This window comes from Nonomuraea sp. NPDC050451 (assembly GCF_044458585.1).
This window is the reverse complement of sequence record NZ_JBITHZ010000042.1, coordinates 1-18,401: the sequence shown is the minus strand read 5'-3', so window position 1 is coordinate 18,401 and position 18,401 is coordinate 1. Positions and strand designations below refer to the sequence as shown.

18 protein-coding genes are annotated in these 18,401 nt (G+C 72.2%); 4 read left to right on the top strand and 14 right to left on the bottom strand.

Annotated features, from left to right (window positions below):
• Nucleotides 1–102 precede the first annotated feature (102 nt).
• A complete protein-coding gene (locus ACIBI9_RS57385; protein ID WP_397235869.1) occupies nt 103–2,307 on the bottom strand; it encodes an ATP-dependent RecD-like DNA helicase in 2,205 nt (734 codons plus the stop codon).
• 520 nt (nt 2,308–2,827) lie between these two features.
• Here ACIBI9_RS57385 and ACIBI9_RS57380 point away from each other — a divergent pair.
• The gene (locus ACIBI9_RS57380; RefSeq protein WP_397235868.1) at nt 2,828–4,270 is read left to right on the top strand and encodes an MFS transporter; all 1,443 of its coding nucleotides are present in this window, start codon (nt 2,828–2,830) and stop codon (nt 4,268–4,270) included.
• Entirely contained in the window at nt 4,239–4,697 is a 459-nt protein-coding gene (locus ACIBI9_RS57375) for a cupin (protein WP_397235867.1), read from the top strand. Before ACIBI9_RS57380 ends, ACIBI9_RS57375 begins: the two co-directional genes overlap by 32 nt.
• Here the strand turns inward: ACIBI9_RS57375 and ACIBI9_RS57370 are convergent.
• The 3 genes from ACIBI9_RS57370 to ACIBI9_RS57360 all read right to left on the bottom strand — a co-directional run bounded on the left by ACIBI9_RS57370 (nt 4,694) and on the right by ACIBI9_RS57360 (nt 6,800).
• On the bottom strand, nt 4,694–5,464 hold the full coding sequence (locus tag ACIBI9_RS57370) for a hypothetical protein (protein ID WP_397235866.1): 771 nt from the start codon (nt 5,462–5,464) through the stop codon (nt 4,694–4,696). The genes ACIBI9_RS57375 and ACIBI9_RS57370 overlap by 4 nt on opposite strands.
• Before the next feature lie 17 nt (nt 5,465–5,481).
• Nucleotides 5,482–6,030 (bottom strand): YciI family protein, encoded by a 549-nt coding sequence (locus ACIBI9_RS57365; protein ID WP_397235865.1) that lies wholly within the window; start codon nt 6,028–6,030, stop codon nt 5,482–5,484.
• A gap of 161 nt (nt 6,031–6,191) precedes the next feature.
• Complete coding sequence (locus ACIBI9_RS57360) at nt 6,192–6,800, bottom strand: TetR/AcrR family transcriptional regulator (RefSeq protein WP_397235864.1); 609 nt, start codon at nt 6,798–6,800, stop codon at nt 6,192–6,194.
• Between the two features lie 119 nt (nt 6,801–6,919).
• On the opposite strand from ACIBI9_RS57360, the gene ACIBI9_RS57355 reads away from it, so the two are divergent.
• Both ACIBI9_RS57355 and ACIBI9_RS57350 read left to right on the top strand, forming a co-directional pair.
• Nucleotides 6,920–7,822 carry an NmrA/HSCARG family protein gene (locus ACIBI9_RS57355; protein WP_397235863.1) on the top strand — a complete coding sequence of 301 codons (903 nt, stop codon included), beginning with the start codon at nt 6,920–6,922 and terminating at the stop codon, nt 7,820–7,822.
• Nucleotides 7,819–8,685 (top strand): TIGR03620 family F420-dependent LLM class oxidoreductase, encoded by an 867-nt coding sequence (locus tag ACIBI9_RS57350; RefSeq protein ID WP_397235862.1) that lies wholly within the window; start codon nt 7,819–7,821, stop codon nt 8,683–8,685. The genes ACIBI9_RS57355 and ACIBI9_RS57350 overlap by 4 nt, the downstream gene beginning before the upstream one ends.
• Here ACIBI9_RS57350 and ACIBI9_RS57345 read toward each other — a convergent pair.
• From ACIBI9_RS57345 to ACIBI9_RS57300, 10 genes are all read right to left on the bottom strand, one after another.
• On the bottom strand, nt 8,674–10,143 hold the full coding sequence (locus tag ACIBI9_RS57345; protein ID WP_397235861.1) for an MFS transporter: 1,470 nt from the start codon (nt 10,141–10,143) through the stop codon (nt 8,674–8,676). The genes ACIBI9_RS57350 and ACIBI9_RS57345 overlap by 12 nt on opposite strands.
• 119 nt (nt 10,144–10,262) lie before the next feature.
• Nucleotides 10,263–11,249, bottom strand: coding sequence for an NAD-dependent epimerase/dehydratase family protein (locus ACIBI9_RS57340; RefSeq protein ID WP_397235860.1), 987 nt, complete (start codon nt 11,247–11,249; stop codon nt 10,263–10,265).
• Between the two features lie 122 nt (nt 11,250–11,371).
• Nucleotides 11,372–11,908: a GNAT family N-acetyltransferase gene (locus ACIBI9_RS57335; RefSeq protein WP_397235859.1), complete on the bottom strand. Its 537-nt coding sequence runs from the start codon at nt 11,906–11,908 to the stop codon at nt 11,372–11,374.
• A 116-nt stretch (nt 11,909–12,024) separates the two neighbouring features.
• On the bottom strand, nt 12,025–13,107 hold the full coding sequence (gene rsgA, locus ACIBI9_RS57330; protein ID WP_397235858.1) for a ribosome small subunit-dependent GTPase A: 1,083 nt from the start codon (nt 13,105–13,107) through the stop codon (nt 12,025–12,027).
• Nucleotides 13,108–13,500: 393 nt separating this feature from the next.
• Nucleotides 13,501–14,013, bottom strand: coding sequence for a LysR substrate-binding domain-containing protein (locus ACIBI9_RS57325; protein WP_397235981.1), 513 nt, complete (start codon nt 14,011–14,013; stop codon nt 13,501–13,503).
• A gap of 51 nt (nt 14,014–14,064) precedes the next feature.
• On the bottom strand, nt 14,065–14,550 hold the full coding sequence (locus ACIBI9_RS57320) for an Ohr family peroxiredoxin (RefSeq protein ID WP_397235857.1): 486 nt from the start codon (nt 14,548–14,550) through the stop codon (nt 14,065–14,067).
• Between the two features lie 50 nt (nt 14,551–14,600).
• Entirely contained in the window at nt 14,601–15,353 is a 753-nt protein-coding gene (locus tag ACIBI9_RS57315; protein ID WP_397235856.1) for a nuclear transport factor 2 family protein, read from the bottom strand.
• 170 nt (nt 15,354–15,523) lie between these two features.
• Entirely contained in the window at nt 15,524–16,420 is an 897-nt protein-coding gene (locus tag ACIBI9_RS57310) for an RNA polymerase sigma-70 factor (protein WP_397235855.1), read from the bottom strand.
• Nucleotides 16,421–16,481: 61 nt separating this feature from the next.
• Nucleotides 16,482–17,201, bottom strand: coding sequence for an alpha/beta fold hydrolase (locus ACIBI9_RS57305; protein WP_397235854.1), 720 nt, complete (start codon nt 17,199–17,201; stop codon nt 16,482–16,484).
• Nucleotides 17,198–18,401, bottom strand: a 1,204-nt coding sequence (locus tag ACIBI9_RS57300) for a CDGSH iron-sulfur domain-containing protein (protein WP_397235853.1), incomplete at its 5' end; no start/stop codon positions are given. The genes ACIBI9_RS57305 and ACIBI9_RS57300, both read right to left, overlap by 4 nt.

Below are 18,401 nucleotides of genomic sequence, written 5' to 3'. Positions count from 1 at the left end.
CCAAACGCACCTCAAAAACCTTAATGCTGATGCATGTAAGACGACGAATCATTTGGGAGAGTTCGGTCACATTTCAATCACTTGTGACTGGGAAAGGGCCCTTCAGAGGCGGTGGGTGAGACCGGTGTGCCGCCGTCCGGCTCCCTTGGTGCGGACGGCCTGGGCCAGGGCGCGGCGGGAGCCGACGATGACGACGAGTTTCTTGGCCCGGGTGATGGCGGTGTAGAGGAGGTTGCGCTGCAGCATCATCCAGGCGCTGGTGGCCAGCGGGACCACCACGGCCGGGTATTCGCTGCCCTGGGAGCGGTGGATGGAGACGGCGTAGGCGTGGGCGAGCTCGTCGAGTTCGTCGAAGGCGTAGTCGACGGCCTCCTCCTCGTCGGTGACGACGGTGAGCTTGTGCTCGTCGGGCCGGATGTCGGTGACGATGCCGACGGTGCCGTTGAACACCCCGGCGGCGCCCTTGTCGTAGTTGTTGCGCAGCTGGGTGACCTTGTCGCCGACGCGGAAGACGCGGCCGCCGTAGCGGCGCTCGGGCATGCCCTCGCGGGCGGGGGTGAGGGCTTCCTGCAGGGCGGTGTTGAGGGCGCCGGCTCCGGCGGCGCCTCGGTGCATGGGGGCCAGGACCTGGACGTCGCGGCGCGGGTCGAGGCCGAAGCGGCGGGGAATGCGGCGGGCGACGACGTCGACGGTCAGGGCGGCGATGTCCTCCGCCTCCTCGCACGGGAACAGGAAGAAGTCGTTCATGCCCTGCAGGATGGGGTGGTGGCCGGTGTTGACGCGGTGGGCGTTGACGACGACGCCGGACTCCTGGGCCTGGCGGAAGATCTGGGTCAGCCGTACGCGGGGAATGTCGTCGGCGGCGAGCAGGTCTTTGAGGACCTCGCCGGCCCCGACCGAGGGCAGCTGGTCGACGTCGCCGACGAACAGCAGGTGGGCGCCCGGCGCGACGGCCTTGACGAGTTTGTTGGCCAGCAGCAGGTCGAGCATGGAGGCCTCGTCGACGACGACGAGGTCGGCGTCCAGGGGGTTGTCGCGGTCGAAGGTGGCCTCGCCGCCGGGGCGCAGCTGCAGCAGCCGGTGGACGGTGGTGGCCTCGTGGCCGGTCAGCTCGGCCAGGCGTTTGGCGGCGCGGCCGGTGGGGGCGGCCAGGATGACCTTGGCGCGTTTGGCGCGGGCCAGCAGGACGATGGAGCGTACGGTGAAGCTCTTGCCGCAGCCGGGACCGCCGGTCAGGACGGCGACCTTCTCCGTCAGGGCCAGGCGGACGGCCTGGCGCTGCTCGGGGGCGAGTTCGGCGCCGGTCTGGCCGTGCAGCCAGGTCTCGGCGCGTTCCCAGTCGACGTCGGCGAAGGCCTTGAGCCGGTCGGCGCCGGAGCGCAGGAGCGAGAGCAGGCCGGAGGCCAGGGAGTTCTCCGCGCGGTGGAAGGGCGGCAGGTAGACGGCCGGTACGACGTTGTCGCCGGCCGGGACGGGTTCGCGTACGGCGCCTTCGGCTTCGATGAGGTCTTCGAGGCAGGTGGTGACGAGGTCGGCCGGGACGTCGAGGATCTTGACGGCGTCGGCGACGAGGTTGGGGGCGGGCAGGTAGCAGTGGCCGTCGTCGGCGGCCTGGGACAGGGTGTAGCGCAGGCCGGCTTTGACGCGTTCGGGGCTGTCGTGAGGGATGCCGACGGCTTGGGCGATGGTGTCGGCGGTCTTGAAGCCGATCCCCCACACGTCGTCGGCCAGCTGGTACGGGCGGGTCTTGACGACGGAGATCGACGATTCGCCGTACTGCTTGAAGATGCGCACCGCGATCGAGGTGGACACGCCGACGCCCTGCAGGAAGATCATCACCTCTTTGATGATCTTCTGTTCCTCCCAGGCGGCGGCGATCATCTTGGTGCGTTTGGGGCCCAGTCCCGGCACCTCGACCAGGCGCTGCGGCTGCTGTTCGATGACCTCGAGGGTGTCGGTGCCGAAGTGGTCGACGATGCGCTCGGCCATCTTGGGGCCGATGCCCTTGATCAGGCCGGAGCCGAGGTAGCGGCGGATGCCCTGGATGGTGGCGGGCAGGACGGTGGTGTAGGAGCGCACCTCGAACTGGCGGCCGTAGCGGGGGTGGGAGCTCCAGCGGCCGAGCAGCCGCAGCGATTCGCCGACCTGTGCGCCGAGCAGGGGGCCGACGACGGTGAGCAGTTCGGAGCCGGAGCGGTCGGTGGCGACGCGGGCGATGGTGTAGCCGGTCTCCTCGTTGGCGTAGGTGATGCGTTCGAGGACGGCATCCAAGGATGAAACGGGTGGACCATCCGCGCCAGGCTTCACACAAACCCCTCTCCTGCCTGCTTTGTCGCAAGAGTAAACCAGCACGGGCGAGCCGCCGCGCGGGGCGTTTGCCATCGATCGTCGCCGGGCTCAGGTACCAGAGTGCGTCTACATCGTCATGTCCGGTGTGCTGGCCGCCTGGCTCATTTCGACAAGGTGGGCAGTCGGGATGGTGGTCATCATGGTCGGGCCAGGAGCGGCAATCGCCCTGTCTCTTCTGCTGATCAGGCTGCTGAGCTCCAGACGCGATCAGCCTGCAGGGGGCTCGTAGGGACCTGAGCCTTCACCGGTCGGGCCCGCCGTGAGTCGGGGGCTCGGGGTGGGTTCCGGTCTCGGCGGCGCCGTATCCGCGACTACTCCCGGCGTCGTAGTCCGGTCGGTCGTCGGTCCCGGGGTGGTAGCGGCAGATGACTTCGCCTGCAGGACGCCCCCGAGCAGCAGCGGGACGACGATTGCGGTCATGACAACCCCAGCCCGTACATCCAGGAGACCATCGGCAGGCGCAGGCGCAGGCGCAGGCGTGGTCGTCGAGTCGGGCGCCCGGCCGGGGCTCACCCTCGCCGCGGTGGCCGTCGTGCAGTTCATGGTGTCGCTGGATCTGTCGGTCGTGAACGTGGGGCTTCCGCAGATCGCCGCGGGCCTCGGATTCAGCGCGGTGGGATTGACGTGGGTGATCCACGCCTATGCGCTCACCTTTGGCGGGCTGCTCCTGCTGGGAGGCAAGGCCGCCGACCGCTACGGTCGCAAGCCGGTGCTGATGCTCGGGCTCGCCCTGTTCGCTCTGGCCTCGCTCGCCGGCGGCTTCGCTCAGGAACCCGGCCATCTGATTGCGGCCCGGGCCGCGCAGGGTATCGGGGCCGCCGCGCTGGCTCCGGCCGCGTTGGCGCTGCTGACCACGACGTTCCCTGCGGGCAAGGCGCGGGTCCGCGCCTTCGGGACATGGAGCGCGACGAACGCCGCCGGGGGCGCGCTCGGCGTCCTGATCGGCGGCCTGCTCACCGAGTACGCCGGCTGGCGCTGGGTGATGTTCGTGAGCGTGCCCATGGCCGCCGGCGCGCTGGCGTTGACCTGGCGGGCTGTGGCCGCCGGGCCGCCTCCGGCGCGTGGCGGCCGTCCGGATGTGCTCGGTGCGGTCCTGGCCACGGCGGGCATGACCTTGCTGGTGTTCGGCGTCGTCCGCACCGACCAGTACGCGTGGACCTCGCCGGTCACCGTGACGACGCTGGCGGTCGCCGTCGTGCTGCTGGCCGCGTTCGTCCATGTCGAGCGGACCACCGCCCGCGAGCCGCTGATCCGGCTCGGCCTGTTCGCCAACCGCTGGGTCGCCGGCGCGAACGCCTTCAACCTCCTGGTCGGGGCGGCCATGGCCGCGGCCTTCTATTTCGCGTCCCTCTACCTGCAACGCGTGCTCGGGACGGGGCCGGCCCTGACCGGGGTCGAGTTCCTGCCGTTCGCGCTCGGCGTGGTCGCCGGCTCGGTGCTGGCCGTCAAACTCGGCTACCGTCTCGCGCCGCGCACCCTTCTGGTCATCGGCGGGCTGCTGACGGCGGCCGGGTTGGCCTGGTTCGGCCTGATCAGCTCGGACGGCGCCTTCGTCACGGACGTTCTGGGGCCGTCGATCGTCGCCAGTGTCGGCTTCGGGCTCTGTCTCGGGCCGGTCGTCTCCACGGCGACCGCCGGCGTCGCGCCTCACGAGACCGGCACGGCCTCAGGCCTGCTCAACAGCTCGCGCCAGATCGGCGCCTCCCTCGGGCTGGCCGCCCTCGGCACCGTCGCGCACAACCGCACCGGCCAGAGCGTCACGCCCGAGACTCTCAACGACGGTTACGCGCTCGGCCTGAGCCTGGGTGCCGTGCTCCTGCTCGGCGCCATCCTCATCGCCCTCACGGTCCTGCGCCGGGTCAATCCGTCCGCGCGGGCCGAGCAGGCCGATGACCGCGTTTCGCTCTCCGCCCGGGATTGACCGGCGATCCGACAACCGTAGAAAGGGGCGTCTCGGCATGACTGTCAACCCGATCGATCTCTTCGCATCCTCTGTTCACCTGCACCAAGGCGGCAAGATCCACGCCGGGAAAGCCGAAGCGGACACCGAGCAGGACGGCTGGCAGCTGACGGCCTTCCACGCCAAGACCGGCGCCGACGTCCATGCCGACCACTGGGAGGTACATCCCGAGGCCGAGGAGGTCGTGTCCTGCCTCGTCGGGAAGATCCGCCTCTACCTGCGTCCGGAGCGGCCGGGGCAAGAGGAGGAGGAGATCAGGTTGATCGCCGGAACCGCCGCCATCGTCCCGCGGGGGCGATGGCACCGTATCGAGCTGGACATTCCCAGCAACATCATGGCTGTCACCCTGCCGCGTGGCAGCCGGCTGGAGAAGCGCGCCGAAGCCTAGGCCAGAGCCCTCACCCCGCGGCGCAGGTGGTGCCGGTGAAGACGCTGTCCCCTCGCTCGGGCGCTGTACTTCACATCGCCCGATGCGAGGACCTTCGTCGGGCTCATCCAGCCCTGTGAGGGCTTGTGAAGCGCCCAGCCGTCGCCGAGGGTGACCGCGGCGTGCTGCGCGGCTCCATCGGCGCTCCGCCACACCAGGACGGTCCCCGGCTCGTCGTCGTGGCCTCCCTTCGCGGTGTGCTCGGCGAGCCAGTCTTCGAACGGCTCGCGGAGCATCCACGCCTCCTGCGCGCCCTCGACACCGCAGGCCGCCATCACCGTGCCGAAGCAGTTGGGGCCGCTGCGGGTGGGGAAGGTCCCGGCAAGGTGACGCGCTCCCGGCAGCGTGGAGGCGATGGCGTCCCAGGTGGCAGGGGCGACGTCGCCGTGCCGGCTGGGGCGGCGCCCCTTCTCGACGTAGGTGATGACCGTCTCGACCTCACGCCCGGCGATCGAGCCGGGCCAACGGTGCGGCGTGGGTTGGCTTCGCCTGACCGCGACCGGTAGCCGGCGCGCGTCGGCCTGCGACAGCCACACGATCGCTGCCGAACCCAGGCCGTAGAGGCAGAAGGTGTCCCTGACTTCGGGCGTGAGCCGGTCCCGGTCATCGTCCAGTTTGAGGGAACCGGCGAGGTCCGGCGGGATCGCGAAGGGCTGCACCGGCGGCGCGAACCATGCGAGCCACCGTTCGATCAGGTCGTCCGGCACCTTGATACCCAGCACGAGCATGACGTCCCCTGTGGTCGTTACCGGCGCCCGCCGAACTCCCAGTCGTGCACCTCGATGTCGGCATACCGGTCCTGGGTCAGGACGGCGCGGGCCGCATCGGGGTCCGGCGCACGGACCAGCAGCGCCGTACCCAGCCGGGTGGTGCCGTCGTCGGACAGCAGCGGCCCGTACGCGATCAGCTCGTCCCGGTCGGGCGGCGGGACGAGGTCGGCGGCCTGCCCGGAGCCGAGGCCCAGCACCAGATACCGGTTGCCGCCCTCGCGGCCGCCGGGGAAATCCCACATGGTGCGCCCCAGCACGTTACGCCATCGCCGCAGCATCACATCCCGGTACACACCGGCCTGGTAGTTGGGCTCATCGAAGACGAACGCACGCGCGGTGGCGAGGTCCGGCAGGTCGACGATGTGCACGCTGCCGGTGGCCGTCTCGCTGCCGCGGCCGAAGGTCGGGCCTCGGGCGATCATTTGTGCCGCGTACCGGTCCATGTAGGACCAGTGCTCTTCCAGCAGCTTGTCGCGCAACGCGGCGGTGTCGGACCGGTCACGGTGGTAACAGAAGAATTCCACGTCGACAGTACCTACCATGGACCGCGGCGGCGGCTCCATTCCATTAAGACGCGCGACCCGCCGGGAGCCAGGGCGGCGTGCGGGACGTGCGACGGCGCCGCCACGTTGAGAGAGATCAGGTGTGCAGCGCTCTCCCCCCTGCGGACGACGGCGATCATCTCTCAGCCCGGACGCGCCGTTGTCTCCCGTGCGGGGCCCACTCCGGTGAGGGCGAGGTTGAGCAGCCGGTCGGCCTGGGCCGCGCCGTCGGGCTCGTGTTCGACGGCCAGGCAGATGGCGTTGACGAGGGTGAGCAGGTCGACGATGGCGACGTCGGCTCGTACGGCGTTCGCGCGGCGGGCGCGCGCCAGCAGGTCGTCGCCGGCGTTCACGATCATCGTGTGGCAGGTGGCGCCCAGGTCGGCGTCGTGGGCGCCCCGCATCAGCGAGGCAGCCAGGCCGCGGTTGGAGACGACGTGGGTGGCGACGGCGCCCAGCCAGGTCACCAGCGCGTGCCCCGCGTCCGGGTCGCCGGCCAGGTCGGCGGCGGTGGCGCACAGAGCCTCGACCTTGTCTCGGAAGACGGCCTCCAGCAGCTGCTGCCGGGAGGGGAAGTGCCGATGCAGCGTGGCCGAGCCGACGCCGGCGCGCCGGGCGATCTCCTCCAGGGACGCCTCGGCTCCCTGCTCGGCGATGGCTTCGGCGGCGGCGGCCAGGATGCGGTCGTAGTTGCGGCGCGCGTCCGCGCGCATCGGCCGCGCGGGCGACGTCGTACGGCTGTCGTGCGGCATGCGGGTCTCCAGCGGGCTTGCAAAACGGGGTGGCCCTCCATATCGTACTCACCCAGAACCGGAGGGCCACCCCGTTTAGGTGGGTGGTCCCCGCATGCCTACCCTCTGGAGACACAAACGTGAAGACCATCGTCGTGATGGGGGCCACCGGCCTGCAGGGCCGCGCCGTGACGGCCCGGCTGCTCGCCGACGGCTGGCGGGTCCGCGCGGTGACACGCGACCCGGACGCCGCCGGGGCCCGGGCGCTGGCACAGGCGGGCGCCCACCTCGTACGCGCCGAGATGGACGACCCCGCCTCTCTCACCGCCGCGGCCGAGGGCGCCTACGGCCTGTTCAGCGTGCAGCCCACCGTCGGCTCCCCCGGCACCCCGCCCGGCTTCACCGCCGATGACGAGGTCGCCTGGGGCCGCAACGTCGCCGACGCCGCCCACGCCGCCGGCGTGCGGCACCTCGTCTACGCCTCGGTCGCCGGCGCGGGCCGCCACAACACCGAGAAACTGCCGCGGAACGTGGTGAGCAAGTGGCGGATCGAGCAGCACATCACCCGGTTGGGCCTGCCCGCGACCTTCCTGCGCCCGGTCTCGTTCATGGAGAACTACACCGGCGCCTACCACCTGCACGACGGCGCCGTGACCACCGCGTTCGAGCCCGCCGTGCCGCAGCAGATCATGGCCGTCGACGACGTCGGCGCCTTCGCGGCCCTGGCCTTCGCCCGGCCGGAGGAGTGGATCGGCCGCGCCGTCGATCTGGCCGGGGACGAGCTGACCCCGCTGCAGATCGCCGCGGCCGTCTCCGAGGCCATCGGCCGGCCGCTGCCCTACGTCCAGCTCCCGATCGAGGTGATCGCCCGGGCCGGCGAGGAGTTCGCCTTCGCCTACACCTGGCTCAACGAACGCGGCTGGCGCGCCGACGTCTCCTTCGCCCGCGCGCTGCACCCCGACCTGATGGACCTGCGCACCTGGCTGGCCCGCACCGGCGCGGCCCAGATCGACGGCTTCCTGAGCGCGCAGAGCACCCGATGAGCGCACCCGAGCTCGGACGGGTCGGCATCTGGGCGGGCGAGCTGGACCGCTACCCCGGCCCCGTCCTGCGCGAAGCCGCCGCGGCCGTCGAGGACCTCGGCTACCCGGCGCTGTGGTTCCCCGAGACGACCGGCCGCGAGGCCATGGCACAGGCGTCCCTGCTGCTGTCGCACACCCGGCGGACCGTCGTGGCCACCGGCACCGCCGCCATCTACGCCCGCGACGCCGTCACCACCGCGGCCGCCCAGCGCACCCTGGCCGAGGCGTTCCCCGGACGGTTCCTGCTCGGCCTCGGAGTCGGCCACCCCGCCCTGGTCACCGACGTACGCGGCCACCGCTTCGGCCCGCCGGTCGCCACCATGCGCGCCTACCTGGACGCGATGGACGCCGCCCCGTTCGGCCCCGCGGTCCCCGCGGCGCCTCGGGTCCTGGCCGCGCTGGGCCCGAAGATGCTCCGGCTCGCCGCCGAACGGGCCACGGGCGCCCACCCCCTGGGCATGCCGGTCGCGCACACCCGCCACGCCCGCGGCCTGCTCGGGCCGCGGGCGCTGCTCGCGGTCACCCAGCTCGCCGTCCTGGACCCCTCTCGCCGCCGCGCGGCCGAGCTGGCCCGCGCCCACGCGGCCGCCGCCCTGCCCAACCGGCTCACGCTGCTGCGCCAGCTCGGCTTCGACGACGCCGAGTCGCTGGACGAACGGCTGGTCGACGCGCTGGTGGCGACCGGCGGCCCCGAGGACGTCGCCCGCCGAGTCGGCGAGCACCTCCAGGCCGGCGCGGACCACGTCAGCCTGCACGTGCTGACGGCCGCACCGGATCGGCCGCCCCTGCGTCAATGGGAGGATCTCGCCGCACTACTGCTGTGAACGGCCGCCACCATCAGCACGTGTGGCCGGGCGGGTCAAAGGCGGGCGTGTGGTGGGCGAGGGGTCCGTACGGTTGGCCGCGTGCGCGGTCAGGGCGCCGATCGCGCACAGGAGCGCGAGCCCGAACAGGACGTACCGCGCCGAGTCGAGCATTGACCCGCCGCCCAGGTTGACCAGGACCCCCGCCACCGCCGTACCGAACGCGATCGACAGGCTCGTCACCGTGGCGATCCCCGCGGCCGCCCGCCTGCCCTCCTCCGGATCCCGCGTACTGGACATCGCGGCCACCGACAGATGCGGATAGGCCAGCCCGATCCCCGCCCCGGCCACGAACAGCACCGGCACCCACACCGCCACCAGCCAGATCGGCGCCTCCTCCCGCTGCAGCAGCCCCTGCACGAGCAGGCCGGCGGCCAGCAGCAACGGGCCGAGCACGCGCAACCGGCGCACCGCGCGCCCGCCCGTCACCAACGAGCTGCCGATCTGGGTGAGCGACCAGCCCAACGAGATGGCCGCGGCGAAGAACCCCGCCACGAGCGGCGCCAGCCCGGCCAGCCGCTGACCGAACAGCGGCAGGAACGACTCGGCCGCCACCCCGAAGGCCAGCAGCCCGAGCGTCAGGTAGACCCACTTCAACGACGAACCGCCCTGGTACGTCGTACGCGGGAAGACCCGCAGCTCACTGCCCCGCTCATGAACGACGAACCCGGCCACCAGCAGCAACGCCACCCCGACGCCGGCCGCCTTCGCGAACGTGCCCTCCAGCACCCCCGCCACGCTCACGGCCCCGGCCGCCGCCGTGACCAGCAGCAGGGACACGACCGGGACCGGCGGGCGCGGGTCGCCGCGTTCACCACTCGGCAGCACGCTCGGCAGCACGCGGGGCACGAGCGCGCCGCACACCGCCGAGACCACCGCCATCACCGCGAACGCCGGCCGCCACGAGCCCAGCTGGGCGAACAGGCCGCCGAGCGCCGGACCGGCGAAGTTGCCGACACCGTACATAGCCGACATCAGCGCGGTGCCGCGCGTCCAGAGCCGGGGCGGCAGCGCCGATCGGATGACGGCGAACCCCAGCCCGGACAGCAGCCCCGCGCCGAGCCCCTGGAGGCCGCGCGAGGCCAGCAGCACCGCCATCGCCGGGCTCAGCGCGCAGGCCAGCGAGCCCGCCGTGAAGGTGGCGAAGCCGATCAGGTACGCGCCGACGTTCCCCCACCGCGACAGGGAACGGCCGGCGAGCATCGTCGCGACCACCATGGCGACGAGGTAGATCGTCATGTTCCAGGCGTAGAAGCTCGCGCCGCCGAGGTCGGCGACCGCGGTCGGCAGCAGGCTCGCCGCGAGGTAGATGTTGATCGCGCCGACGAGCACCCCGCCCGCCAGCACGATCATCGGACCCGGCAGTCCCGTCCCGGGGTGAGACTCACCGGCCATCGTTTCGTCGTCGTCAGCACTCATGGCTTCAAGGCTGTCGTTGAACCGATTCCGGAAAGTTCGCGCCGCCTGCCGGGCGACGGTGCTGGGCCGGTGGGCGGGAGAGCTTCAACCCGCGGTGGAACCCCGCCCGGCGCGGGCCGTCAGCCGAGGGCGTCGAGCAGCTCGCGTTCCCGCTGGGCGCTGAGGCCGGCGCGCCGTGTGCGGTCCAGTCCCTGCTCACGCTCCCAGTCCAGCGTGTCGGCCAGCATCTGGGCCCTGGGCCGATGGCGCAGGCCCGCGGCGCTCGCCGCGGCCCCGGTCCGGGACGAGAATCCTTCCCAGCCCGGCTCGACCAGCCACATCGGCAGCGACTCGGGCCCCATCCACGCGGTCACGCCGTTCGCGAGCAGCCAGGCCGGCTCGGCGGTGACCACGGGGCCGGTGTGCCCGCCGGCGGCGCGGGACAGCTCGAGCCACTCCCCGAACGAGACGACCGGCCCGACGGCGTCGTAGGTGCCGGTGATGCCCTTCTCCCCGGCGTCCAGCAGCCAGGCGGCCAGGTCACGTACGTCGATCGCCTGGGTCGGCAGGTCCGGCGTGTCGGGCACCAGCATCGGCCCCTGCCGGTCGCGGGCGGCACGGGTCACCCAGTAGCCGGTGCGTCCGCTGCGATCGCCCGGCCCGCCGATGAGGCCGGCGCGGGCGATGAGCAGGCGCTCGCCCACGGCCGCCGCGGAGGCCAGCTCGCAGGCGGCCTTGGCCTCGCCGTACAGGTCGAGGTCGACCTCGTCTTGATCGGCCGCGGGCAGCAGGGCCGTGGACTCGTCCGCGTCCGGGGCGGCATGGAAGGCGTAGGCGCTGACGGAGGAGACGTAGGCCCAGTGCCGGGCCTGGCCGCCCAGCGCGTGCAGGGCCTGACGCACGAAGCCCGGCTGCCATGACACCTCGATGACGGCGTCCCATTCGCGGTCGAGCAGTGGCTCGTACGCCGAAGGGTCACGCCGGTCGGCGGCCACCAGCCTCGCTCCGTCCGCGACCTGCCCGCTTTCGCCGCGCGCCAGGCACGTCACCTGATGGCCGCGCTCGATCGCCTGCCGCGACAGCTCCCGGCCCAGCCACGCCGTTCCCCCCAGAACCAAGATTTCCATCCCGACAGCCAATCACCGCCAACGCCGGGCACCCAGCCGGGTTCACTGACAGCGGACCCGATTCGCCCAGAGCGGAGGGGCGGCCTGCCCGGGACGGGGGTCCCGGGCAGGCCCGGTGAGCGTCAGACGCCGAAGGGCGCCGGGTAGACGATGGTGCCGCTGGGCACCGGGACGGTGTCGTCGAAGACGAGCGCCATCATCGCCTCGTCGGGCACCTCGAAGGAGGGGCGGATCCCGTACGCCGAGGCCGGGGTGAAGCCGAAGCGCGGGTAGTACTCGGGGTGGCCGAGCACGAGGACGAGGTTCTCGCCCTTGTCGCGCGCGGCCTGCAGGCCGGCGCGGATGGCGGCCGAGCCGGCGCCGGTCCGCTGGTACTGCGGCAGGACCGCGCACGGGCCCAGCGCCAGGGCCGGAGCGGTGCCGACGTGGCAGCGGGTGAGCAGCGCGTACCCGGCCACGGTGCCGTCGGGGGCCTGGGCGACGATGGACAGCTCGGGCGACCAGGCCTCATCGACGCGCAGCGCCTCGATGAGGTCGGCCTCCAGCGGCGTGGGGAAGGCGCCGAGGGCGACCGCGCGGATGGCGGGGATGTCCTGCGGGGTCTCGGGGCGGGTGATCCAGGTGTGCGACATGGTGTGCTCGTCTTTCGTCGTGGTCATGGGGGTGGTGGTGGGGTACGCAGGACGTGGCCGGTGTATGCGTAGCCGGCGGACTTCGCCGCGGCGAGGTTCCGCACGGTGCTGCGCAGAAGGCCGCGGGCATGCTCGCGCCCGGGTCACGACCGGCGCTGCCGGTCCCGGAAGGCGTAGGTCTCACGCAGCGAGCGGGTGATCGCCTTCTTGCGATCGTCGTGCTGGGCGCGCAGGCGCGCGTCGCTGCGGGAGCTGGCCCAGGCGTTCTCACGCTGGAGCTTGCGGTAGCTGTCGAGACGGCGCTCGCTCAGATCACCTGAGGCGATGGCCGCCTGGACCGCGCAGCCGGGCTCGGAGTCGTGGCCGCAGTCGCTGAAGCGGCACTGCTCGGCGAACTCCTCGATGTCGGCGAAGACCTGCTGCAGGCCCTCGTCGGCGTCCAGCAGGCCGACGCCACGCAGACCGGGGGTGTCGATCAGCACGCCGCCGCCGGGAAGCGGGACCAGCCGGCGGCGGACCGTGGTGTGGCGGCCCTTGCCGTCCTGCGCGCGTACGGCGCCGGTCTCCAGGACCTCGGTGCCCAGCAGCGCGTTGCCCAGCGTGGACTTGCCCGCCCCGGACGGGCCGAGCAGGACCACGGTGCCGGTGAGCACGGCGCCGAGCACGTCCATGCCCTGGCCGGTGGCGGCGCTGGTGGCGATGATCTCCACACCAGGGGCGAGCTCCGCGACGGAGCGCACCGCCTCGCCGGGATCGGCCGACTGGTCGGCCTTGGTCAGGACGATCACGGGCTGCGCGCCGCTCTCCCACGCCAGCGCCAGCAGCCGCTCGATCCGGCTCGGATTCGGCGGGCCGCCGAGCGAGACGGCCACGACCGCCGTGTCGACGTTGGCGGCCAGGGCCTGGCCGTGGGAGGAACGCGAGGCCGACGACCGGATGATGACGCTGCGCCGCGCCAGCAGCGCGACCAGCTCGGGCGTGTGGCCGGGGCGCAGCGCCGCCCAGTCGCCCGTGCACGGGGACTCGACCGGATCGGCCACCACAGGGAGCGAAAGGCCGGCTCGGAGCGGGCCGGTCTCGGTGATGACGTCGCAGGCGCCGCGGTCGACGCCGACCACGCGGGCGGGGACGAGCCCCGCGGAGCGGTAGGAGGCGAAGGACTGTTCGAGCCCTGCGTCCCAGCCGTACGCGGACAGGCCATCGTCAAAGGAATGCTCGAATGACAACGGAATGGAACCCTTTGCAGAAAAGGGGCCTTGGCGGATGGGTCATGCCGCATCCGCGCCAGGGAAGGCGCCTGGAAAGGTCAGCCAAGGCCCGGGGACGTGAGGATGGACCGAGTGCCGCAGATGGCAGCCATCACCACGACGGTCATTTAACCTCACCTCCCTCGAAGAGTCCCTGTTGCCACGAACGTGTCTTGCGCTGGACAAGATAGCAGCATGAGCGGCTGCCCGCAAAGATCACGTGGCCCCTGACGGCCCGGCCGGGTGTCATAGTCGTGCCGGGCCTGCTCGACGTGGCCCACCGCGCGCCCCGCACCTTCGCCGGCTGGGCCCGGCGCCACATCGCCGCCTTCCGCTGACGGGTGGCCTCGCCGACCTGATCGGCGCGGGGCTTCACGCCATCGAGGGCTCTTCGTGCGGCAGGCTGTTGCAGGCGGCGCGGCGGAGCAGCCGTTCGAGGGTGGTGAGGGCGCCGTCGGTGTCGGTGCCGGCGCGCCGGGCGATGGCGATGTCCACCAGCGGGGCGGGCGGCAGCGGCCCGGAGGGGCGCACCGCCGTCGGCGGAAGGTTGTCCACGAGCAGCGAACCCAGTCCGACGCCGGCGGAGATCGCCGACTGGATGACCGGCAGGCTGGTGCTCTGGAAGACGATGTGCCAGCGCAGGCCATGGCGGCTGAGCGCGTCCAGCACCGGCTGCCGCCACCGGCACGGTGGCGAGAACATCACCAGCGGCAGCGGATCGGCGCCCACGTCGAAGCCCGGCGCGCAGGTCCACAGGAGCGGCACCTGCCGTTGCCGGCGCACCGTGGACTCCGGCATCACGGTGGGGTCGCCGAAGACCAGGTCCAGGAGGCCCTTGTCGGCCATCCGGCGCAGCGTGGCCGCCGGGCCGACGGTCACCTCCAGCTCGATGCTGAGGGGCTGGTGGCGTTCACGCAGCCCCGTGGCGGGGTGGTCTCAGGGGGCGAGGTTGATGGTGGCGGGGATGCCCTGGCGGGTCATCTTGGCGTACGGGCACAGCGCGGTGGCCTGGGAGAGCAGCGGGGTGACCCGGTCGCGGTCGACTCCGGGCCAGGTCACGACGAGGTCGGCGCTCAGTTGGTAGCCGCCGTCGGCCGGATCGCGGCCGAAGGCGACGCTCGCCTCCACGGTGATCGACGCGGGGTCGAGGAGGTGCCGGCGGGCCAGCAGGCTGAGGGCGCCGTGGAAGCAGGCGGCGTATCCGGCGGCGAAGAGCTGCTCGGGGTTCGGGCCGAGGTTGTCGCCGCCCAGCTCCTCGGGCATCCGCAGCTGCAGGTCGAGGGTGCCGTCGGCGGAGCGGGCCCGGCCGGTGGCGCGGCCGTGGGCGGAGCTGCCGCCGCTGACGGCGACGCGGGTGAGGTAGAGGGGTTTGAACGTGGAGCCGCTGTAGTCGTGCTCCGTGGACAGCATCGGGTCGTTCACCGGTCCGCCTTTCAGCGGCGCACGAGGCGCCTGTGGTGGGGGCACGCTGGTCATGGGCGGTGCCAGCGCCGCAGCTTGTCGGGGTTCAGTACGATCCACACCGCGGTGATCTCGGCTCCGGCGACGCTCACGCCGACCACCGCCACGGCCCGGCCCGACTGGCGCAGCACCAGGCCCGTACGGCCGTTCACGGACTCGACGGCCACCTCGATGCCGGGCTGGCCGGCCAGCAAAGACGTGACGAACCGGGCGACCGCGTCCGCGCCGTGGATCGGGCGTACAGGGGCGCGCAGTTTGCCGCCACCGTCGCTGACGACTATCGCGTCCGCGGCCAGGACCGCCCGCAGCGCCGCAGTGTCCCCCGGGTCGCATGCCGCGGCGAAGCGGCGCGCGACACGGTCGTGCCGGGTGAGCATCGCCCGCTCCGGCCTGGCCTGCTGGTGAGCCGGGAGCATGGCGGGCTCGGGGCGGGGTGCCGGGGCTGCGGCAGGCAACGGCGCCCCGGCCGCGCCGGGTACGGGCAGCGCTCCGGCCGTACCAGGTCCCCGCAAGGCGTCGGGGGCGAGGATCGGGGCGGCGGCGAGCAGCTCCAGGCAGATGCCTCCGGCGACCCGCGTCAGCCAGGCGCGCGGCACCGCGATGCCGGCGCGTTCCTCGTCGCCGAGGGCGTACCAGCGGCGATAGGTCTCCTGGACGATCCGGTCAGCCGTGCCCTCCGAGCCGAACATCCACAACGCGATCTCGAGCAGATGCTGCCGCTCGTCGAGCATCTCCGCCAGCGTCCCGGCGCTCACGTCGGTCATGTCCGGCCGCCCTCACAGCCAGAAGAGCAGGCCTGTCTCCATGCTCTGGAGGTGCCGGCGTGGCCGCCGGCCAACGGGGTCGTCCGCACGATGTCCTCTGTTCTTTCGGAGTCGGCAGTTAAGACAGGACAGCCGCTCTTGTTGTGACACCCCGGGCCGGCCGAACCCGTCTAACCCCCGCGTGAGCGTTCGAACGCGCCGAGTTTGGCCGGGTTGACGATCCACATGACGTGGTGGATGCCCTGCGGCGAGGCCTCGATGGTCAGCAGGGTGACCTCGCTGCGGTTGCGGGGGACGAGCACACCGGCGCGCCCGTTCACCTCGACCCAGGTGATGTCGGCGCCCGGCCAGAACCGTGGCGCGTACGCGGCCAGGAACTTCGCCACGCGCGCGCCGCCCAGCAGCGGGAATCGCGCCGCCCCTCGGATGCCGTTGCCGTCGGAGGAGCTGACGGCGTCGGCGGCGAAGAGATCTTCGAGGGCGGCGACGTTCCCCGTCTGGGCGGCGTCGAGGAAGACCGCCAGGAGGCGCCGATGCTCCGTCTTGTCGATGGGCTCGCGTCGCGCGGCGGTCAGACGTTTGCGGGCGCGGCTCACGAGCTGGCGCGCGTTGACCGTGCTGACCTGCAGGATCTCCGCGATCTGCGGATAGGGGTAGACGAAGGCCTCGCGCAGCACGTACGCGGCCCGCTCGGTGGGGGTGAGCCTCTCGAGCAACAGCAGGAAGGCCAGCTCGAGCGCTTCACCCCGTTCGGCGCCCAGCGTGGGATCCATGCTGGTGTCCACCGGTTCGGGGAGCCAGGGCCCGATGTAGGCCTCGCGCCGTGAACGGGCGGACTGGGCGACGTTGATGGCCAGGCGGGTGGTGATCAACGCCAGGAAGGCCGGGGGGTTCTCGACGGACGAGCGGTCGGTGTTCTGCCAGCGCAACCAGACTTCCTGAAGGATGTCCTCGGCCTCCACCGCGCTGCCGAGCATCCGATAGGCGATGCCGAACAGACGCGGGCGCAGCTCGACGAAGGCGGACGCAGCCTGTTCGAGTGCGCTTGCCTGTTCCAGTGATTCCACATGCATCTTTCCCCACGCCTTCGCTGTCCACATCGATTCACCACCGGCCGGCGAGCCCCGTTCAGCCCCGTACGTGGCCGGCGGCGTCGAGGATGGCGGCGGCCACGGCGTCGGGCTGGGACGCCGCGATCGCGTGCGAGGCGCCCGCGATCTCGCGGGTGCCCCGGGAACCGGCCCGCTCGGCCATGAAGCGCAGCGCCGCGGCCGGGATGTTGAGGTCGCGCTCGCCGTGGACGAACCAGGACGGCGTGGTACGCCAGCCCGCCTCGCTCGCCGCCAGCCCGCCGGTCAGCGCCCGTTCGGTCACCGGCCGCTGGGTCGCGGCCATCAGCGCGGCCTCCTCGGCGTCGACGTCGGCGCAGAACTGGTGGTGGAACTTGTCCGCGGCGATGCGGAACTCGTTGCCGCCGGAGGCGACCGGGTAGACCTCCAGCGCCCCACCGAGCGTGCTGCCCTCGAACTTGCCCGACAGCAGGAAGGCGCTCTCGCCGGGTTCGGGGGCGAAGGCGGCGACGTAGACCAGGGCCTGCACGGCCGGGTTGCCGGCCGCCGCCTCGGTGATCACCATGCCGCCGTAGGAGTGGCCGACCAGGACGACCGGGCGGCCGATCCCGTTGATCACGTCGCGCACGTACGCGGCGTCGCCCTCCACGCTGCGCAGCGGGTTCGCCGCGGCGACGGCGGTCAGCTGGTTGCCGTGCAGGCGCCGGATGACGCGGTTCCAGCCGGCCGATTCGGCGAAGGCGCCGTGGACCAGGACGACGACGGGCTGCTCGCTCATGAGGGGACCTTTCGGGTGTTCAGTTCGGCGGGTTCCTCGCGGAAGCCGATCTCTCGGTGGGTGCCGTCACACAACGGCTTGTTGCCGGAATGGCCGCAGCGGCACAGCGTCATCCGGTTGCGGGTCTCCAGCGGCCGGCCGTCCGACCGCAGGACCGGCACCTTGCCGGTCACCCACAGCGCGCCGGCCAGCCCGTCCTCTTCCTCCAGGACCGAGACGGCCTGCGGCAGGTCGGGCTCGATCGTCTCGCCGCCGCGCTCCAGGGCGTAGCTGTAGGAGCCGGAGGGGCAGTGGTCGATGCGGCCCATGATGGTGGAGCGCACGTCGCTGTCGCCGGTGTCGGCGAGCATCGCGGCGATCGGCCTGGTGCGCCCGATGCAGAAGGCGGCGTGGACGCACAGCTCCCCCACCCGCTGGGCCGAGATGCCCACCCCGTCGTGCACGTGCTGCAGCTCCTTGTACGGCCGCATGACCGCGCTCTCCGTGCCGTCGAACCCGATCACGGCGTGGGTCCCGTCGCAGAACGGCTTCGACGACGAGTGGCCGCAGCGGCACAGCGCGTAGGTGTCCTCGGTCTCCAGGGGCTCGCCGGTCTTCCAGGTCAGCGCGTCGTTGTTCTCGGCAGAGACGATCTTGCGTTTGCGCCTGAGCGGGACGCCGCCGTACACGACGTACGGGCCGTCGCGCAGGACGACGATCCGCTGCCGGTCGCCGACGCTCCACCGGCGCAGCTCGGGCGGCACGTATTCGAAGGTGGGGCCGGCCGTGGTGCCGTCCTCGTCGGGCATCCGCATCAGGGCCTGGGCCTGGCCCTTGAGCGCGTACATGGAGCCGGTGGCGACCCTGAGCAGCTTCGGGCTGCCGTTGAACGCCCGTTCAAGCAGGTGCAGGACCGCGCAGTAGGTGTGGTTGAACTCCTCCTGCGCGGTCCTGATCGCGCTGCCCGGCTCGTGGTCGGACAGCCGCGGATTGTGGCGCATCGGACGTACGCCGGTCAGGTCCACCGAGATCGTCTCCCCGGTGGGCCCGGACTGGGGGGTGTCGCCGCGCTGGTAGCGGCGGCCGAGTTTGAGCTCCTGGAAGCGGTAGTAATGGCCGACTTCTCCGCGTTCGGGGTGGAAGACGTCCTGGTCGCCGTCCCAGACGCCGCCGCGGGCGGTGCCCTCGCCCTGCTCGACGATCTCCTCCAGCGCCGCCAGC

Coding starts and splice junctions, on each gene's coding strand:
- ACIBI9_RS57375 (WP_397235867.1), top strand. CDS start 4,239: ATGACCGCGTTTCGCTCTCCGCCCGGGATTGACCGGCGATCCGACAAC.
- ACIBI9_RS57370 (WP_397235866.1), bottom strand. CDS start 5,464: ATGCTCGTGCTGGGTATCAAGGTGCCGGACGACCTGATCGAACGGTGG.
- ACIBI9_RS57360 (WP_397235864.1), bottom strand. CDS start 6,800: ATGCCGCACGACAGCCGTACGACGTCGCCCGCGCGGCCGATGCGCGCG.
- ACIBI9_RS57350 (WP_397235862.1), top strand. CDS start 7,819: ATGAGCGCACCCGAGCTCGGACGGGTCGGCATCTGGGCGGGCGAGCTG.
- ACIBI9_RS57345 (WP_397235861.1), bottom strand. CDS start 10,143: ATGAGTGCTGACGACGACGAAACGATGGCCGGTGAGTCTCACCCCGGG.
- ACIBI9_RS57340 (WP_397235860.1), bottom strand. CDS start 11,249: ATGGAAATCTTGGTTCTGGGGGGAACGGCGTGGCTGGGCCGGGAGCTG.
- ACIBI9_RS57335 (WP_397235859.1), bottom strand. CDS start 11,908: ATGACCACGACGAAAGACGAGCACACCATGTCGCACACCTGGATCACC.
- ACIBI9_RS57315 (WP_397235856.1), bottom strand. CDS start 15,353: ATGACCGACGTGAGCGCCGGGACGCTGGCGGAGATGCTCGACGAGCGG.
- ACIBI9_RS57305 (WP_397235854.1), bottom strand. CDS start 17,201: ATGAGCGAGCAGCCCGTCGTCGTCCTGGTCCACGGCGCCTTCGCCGAA.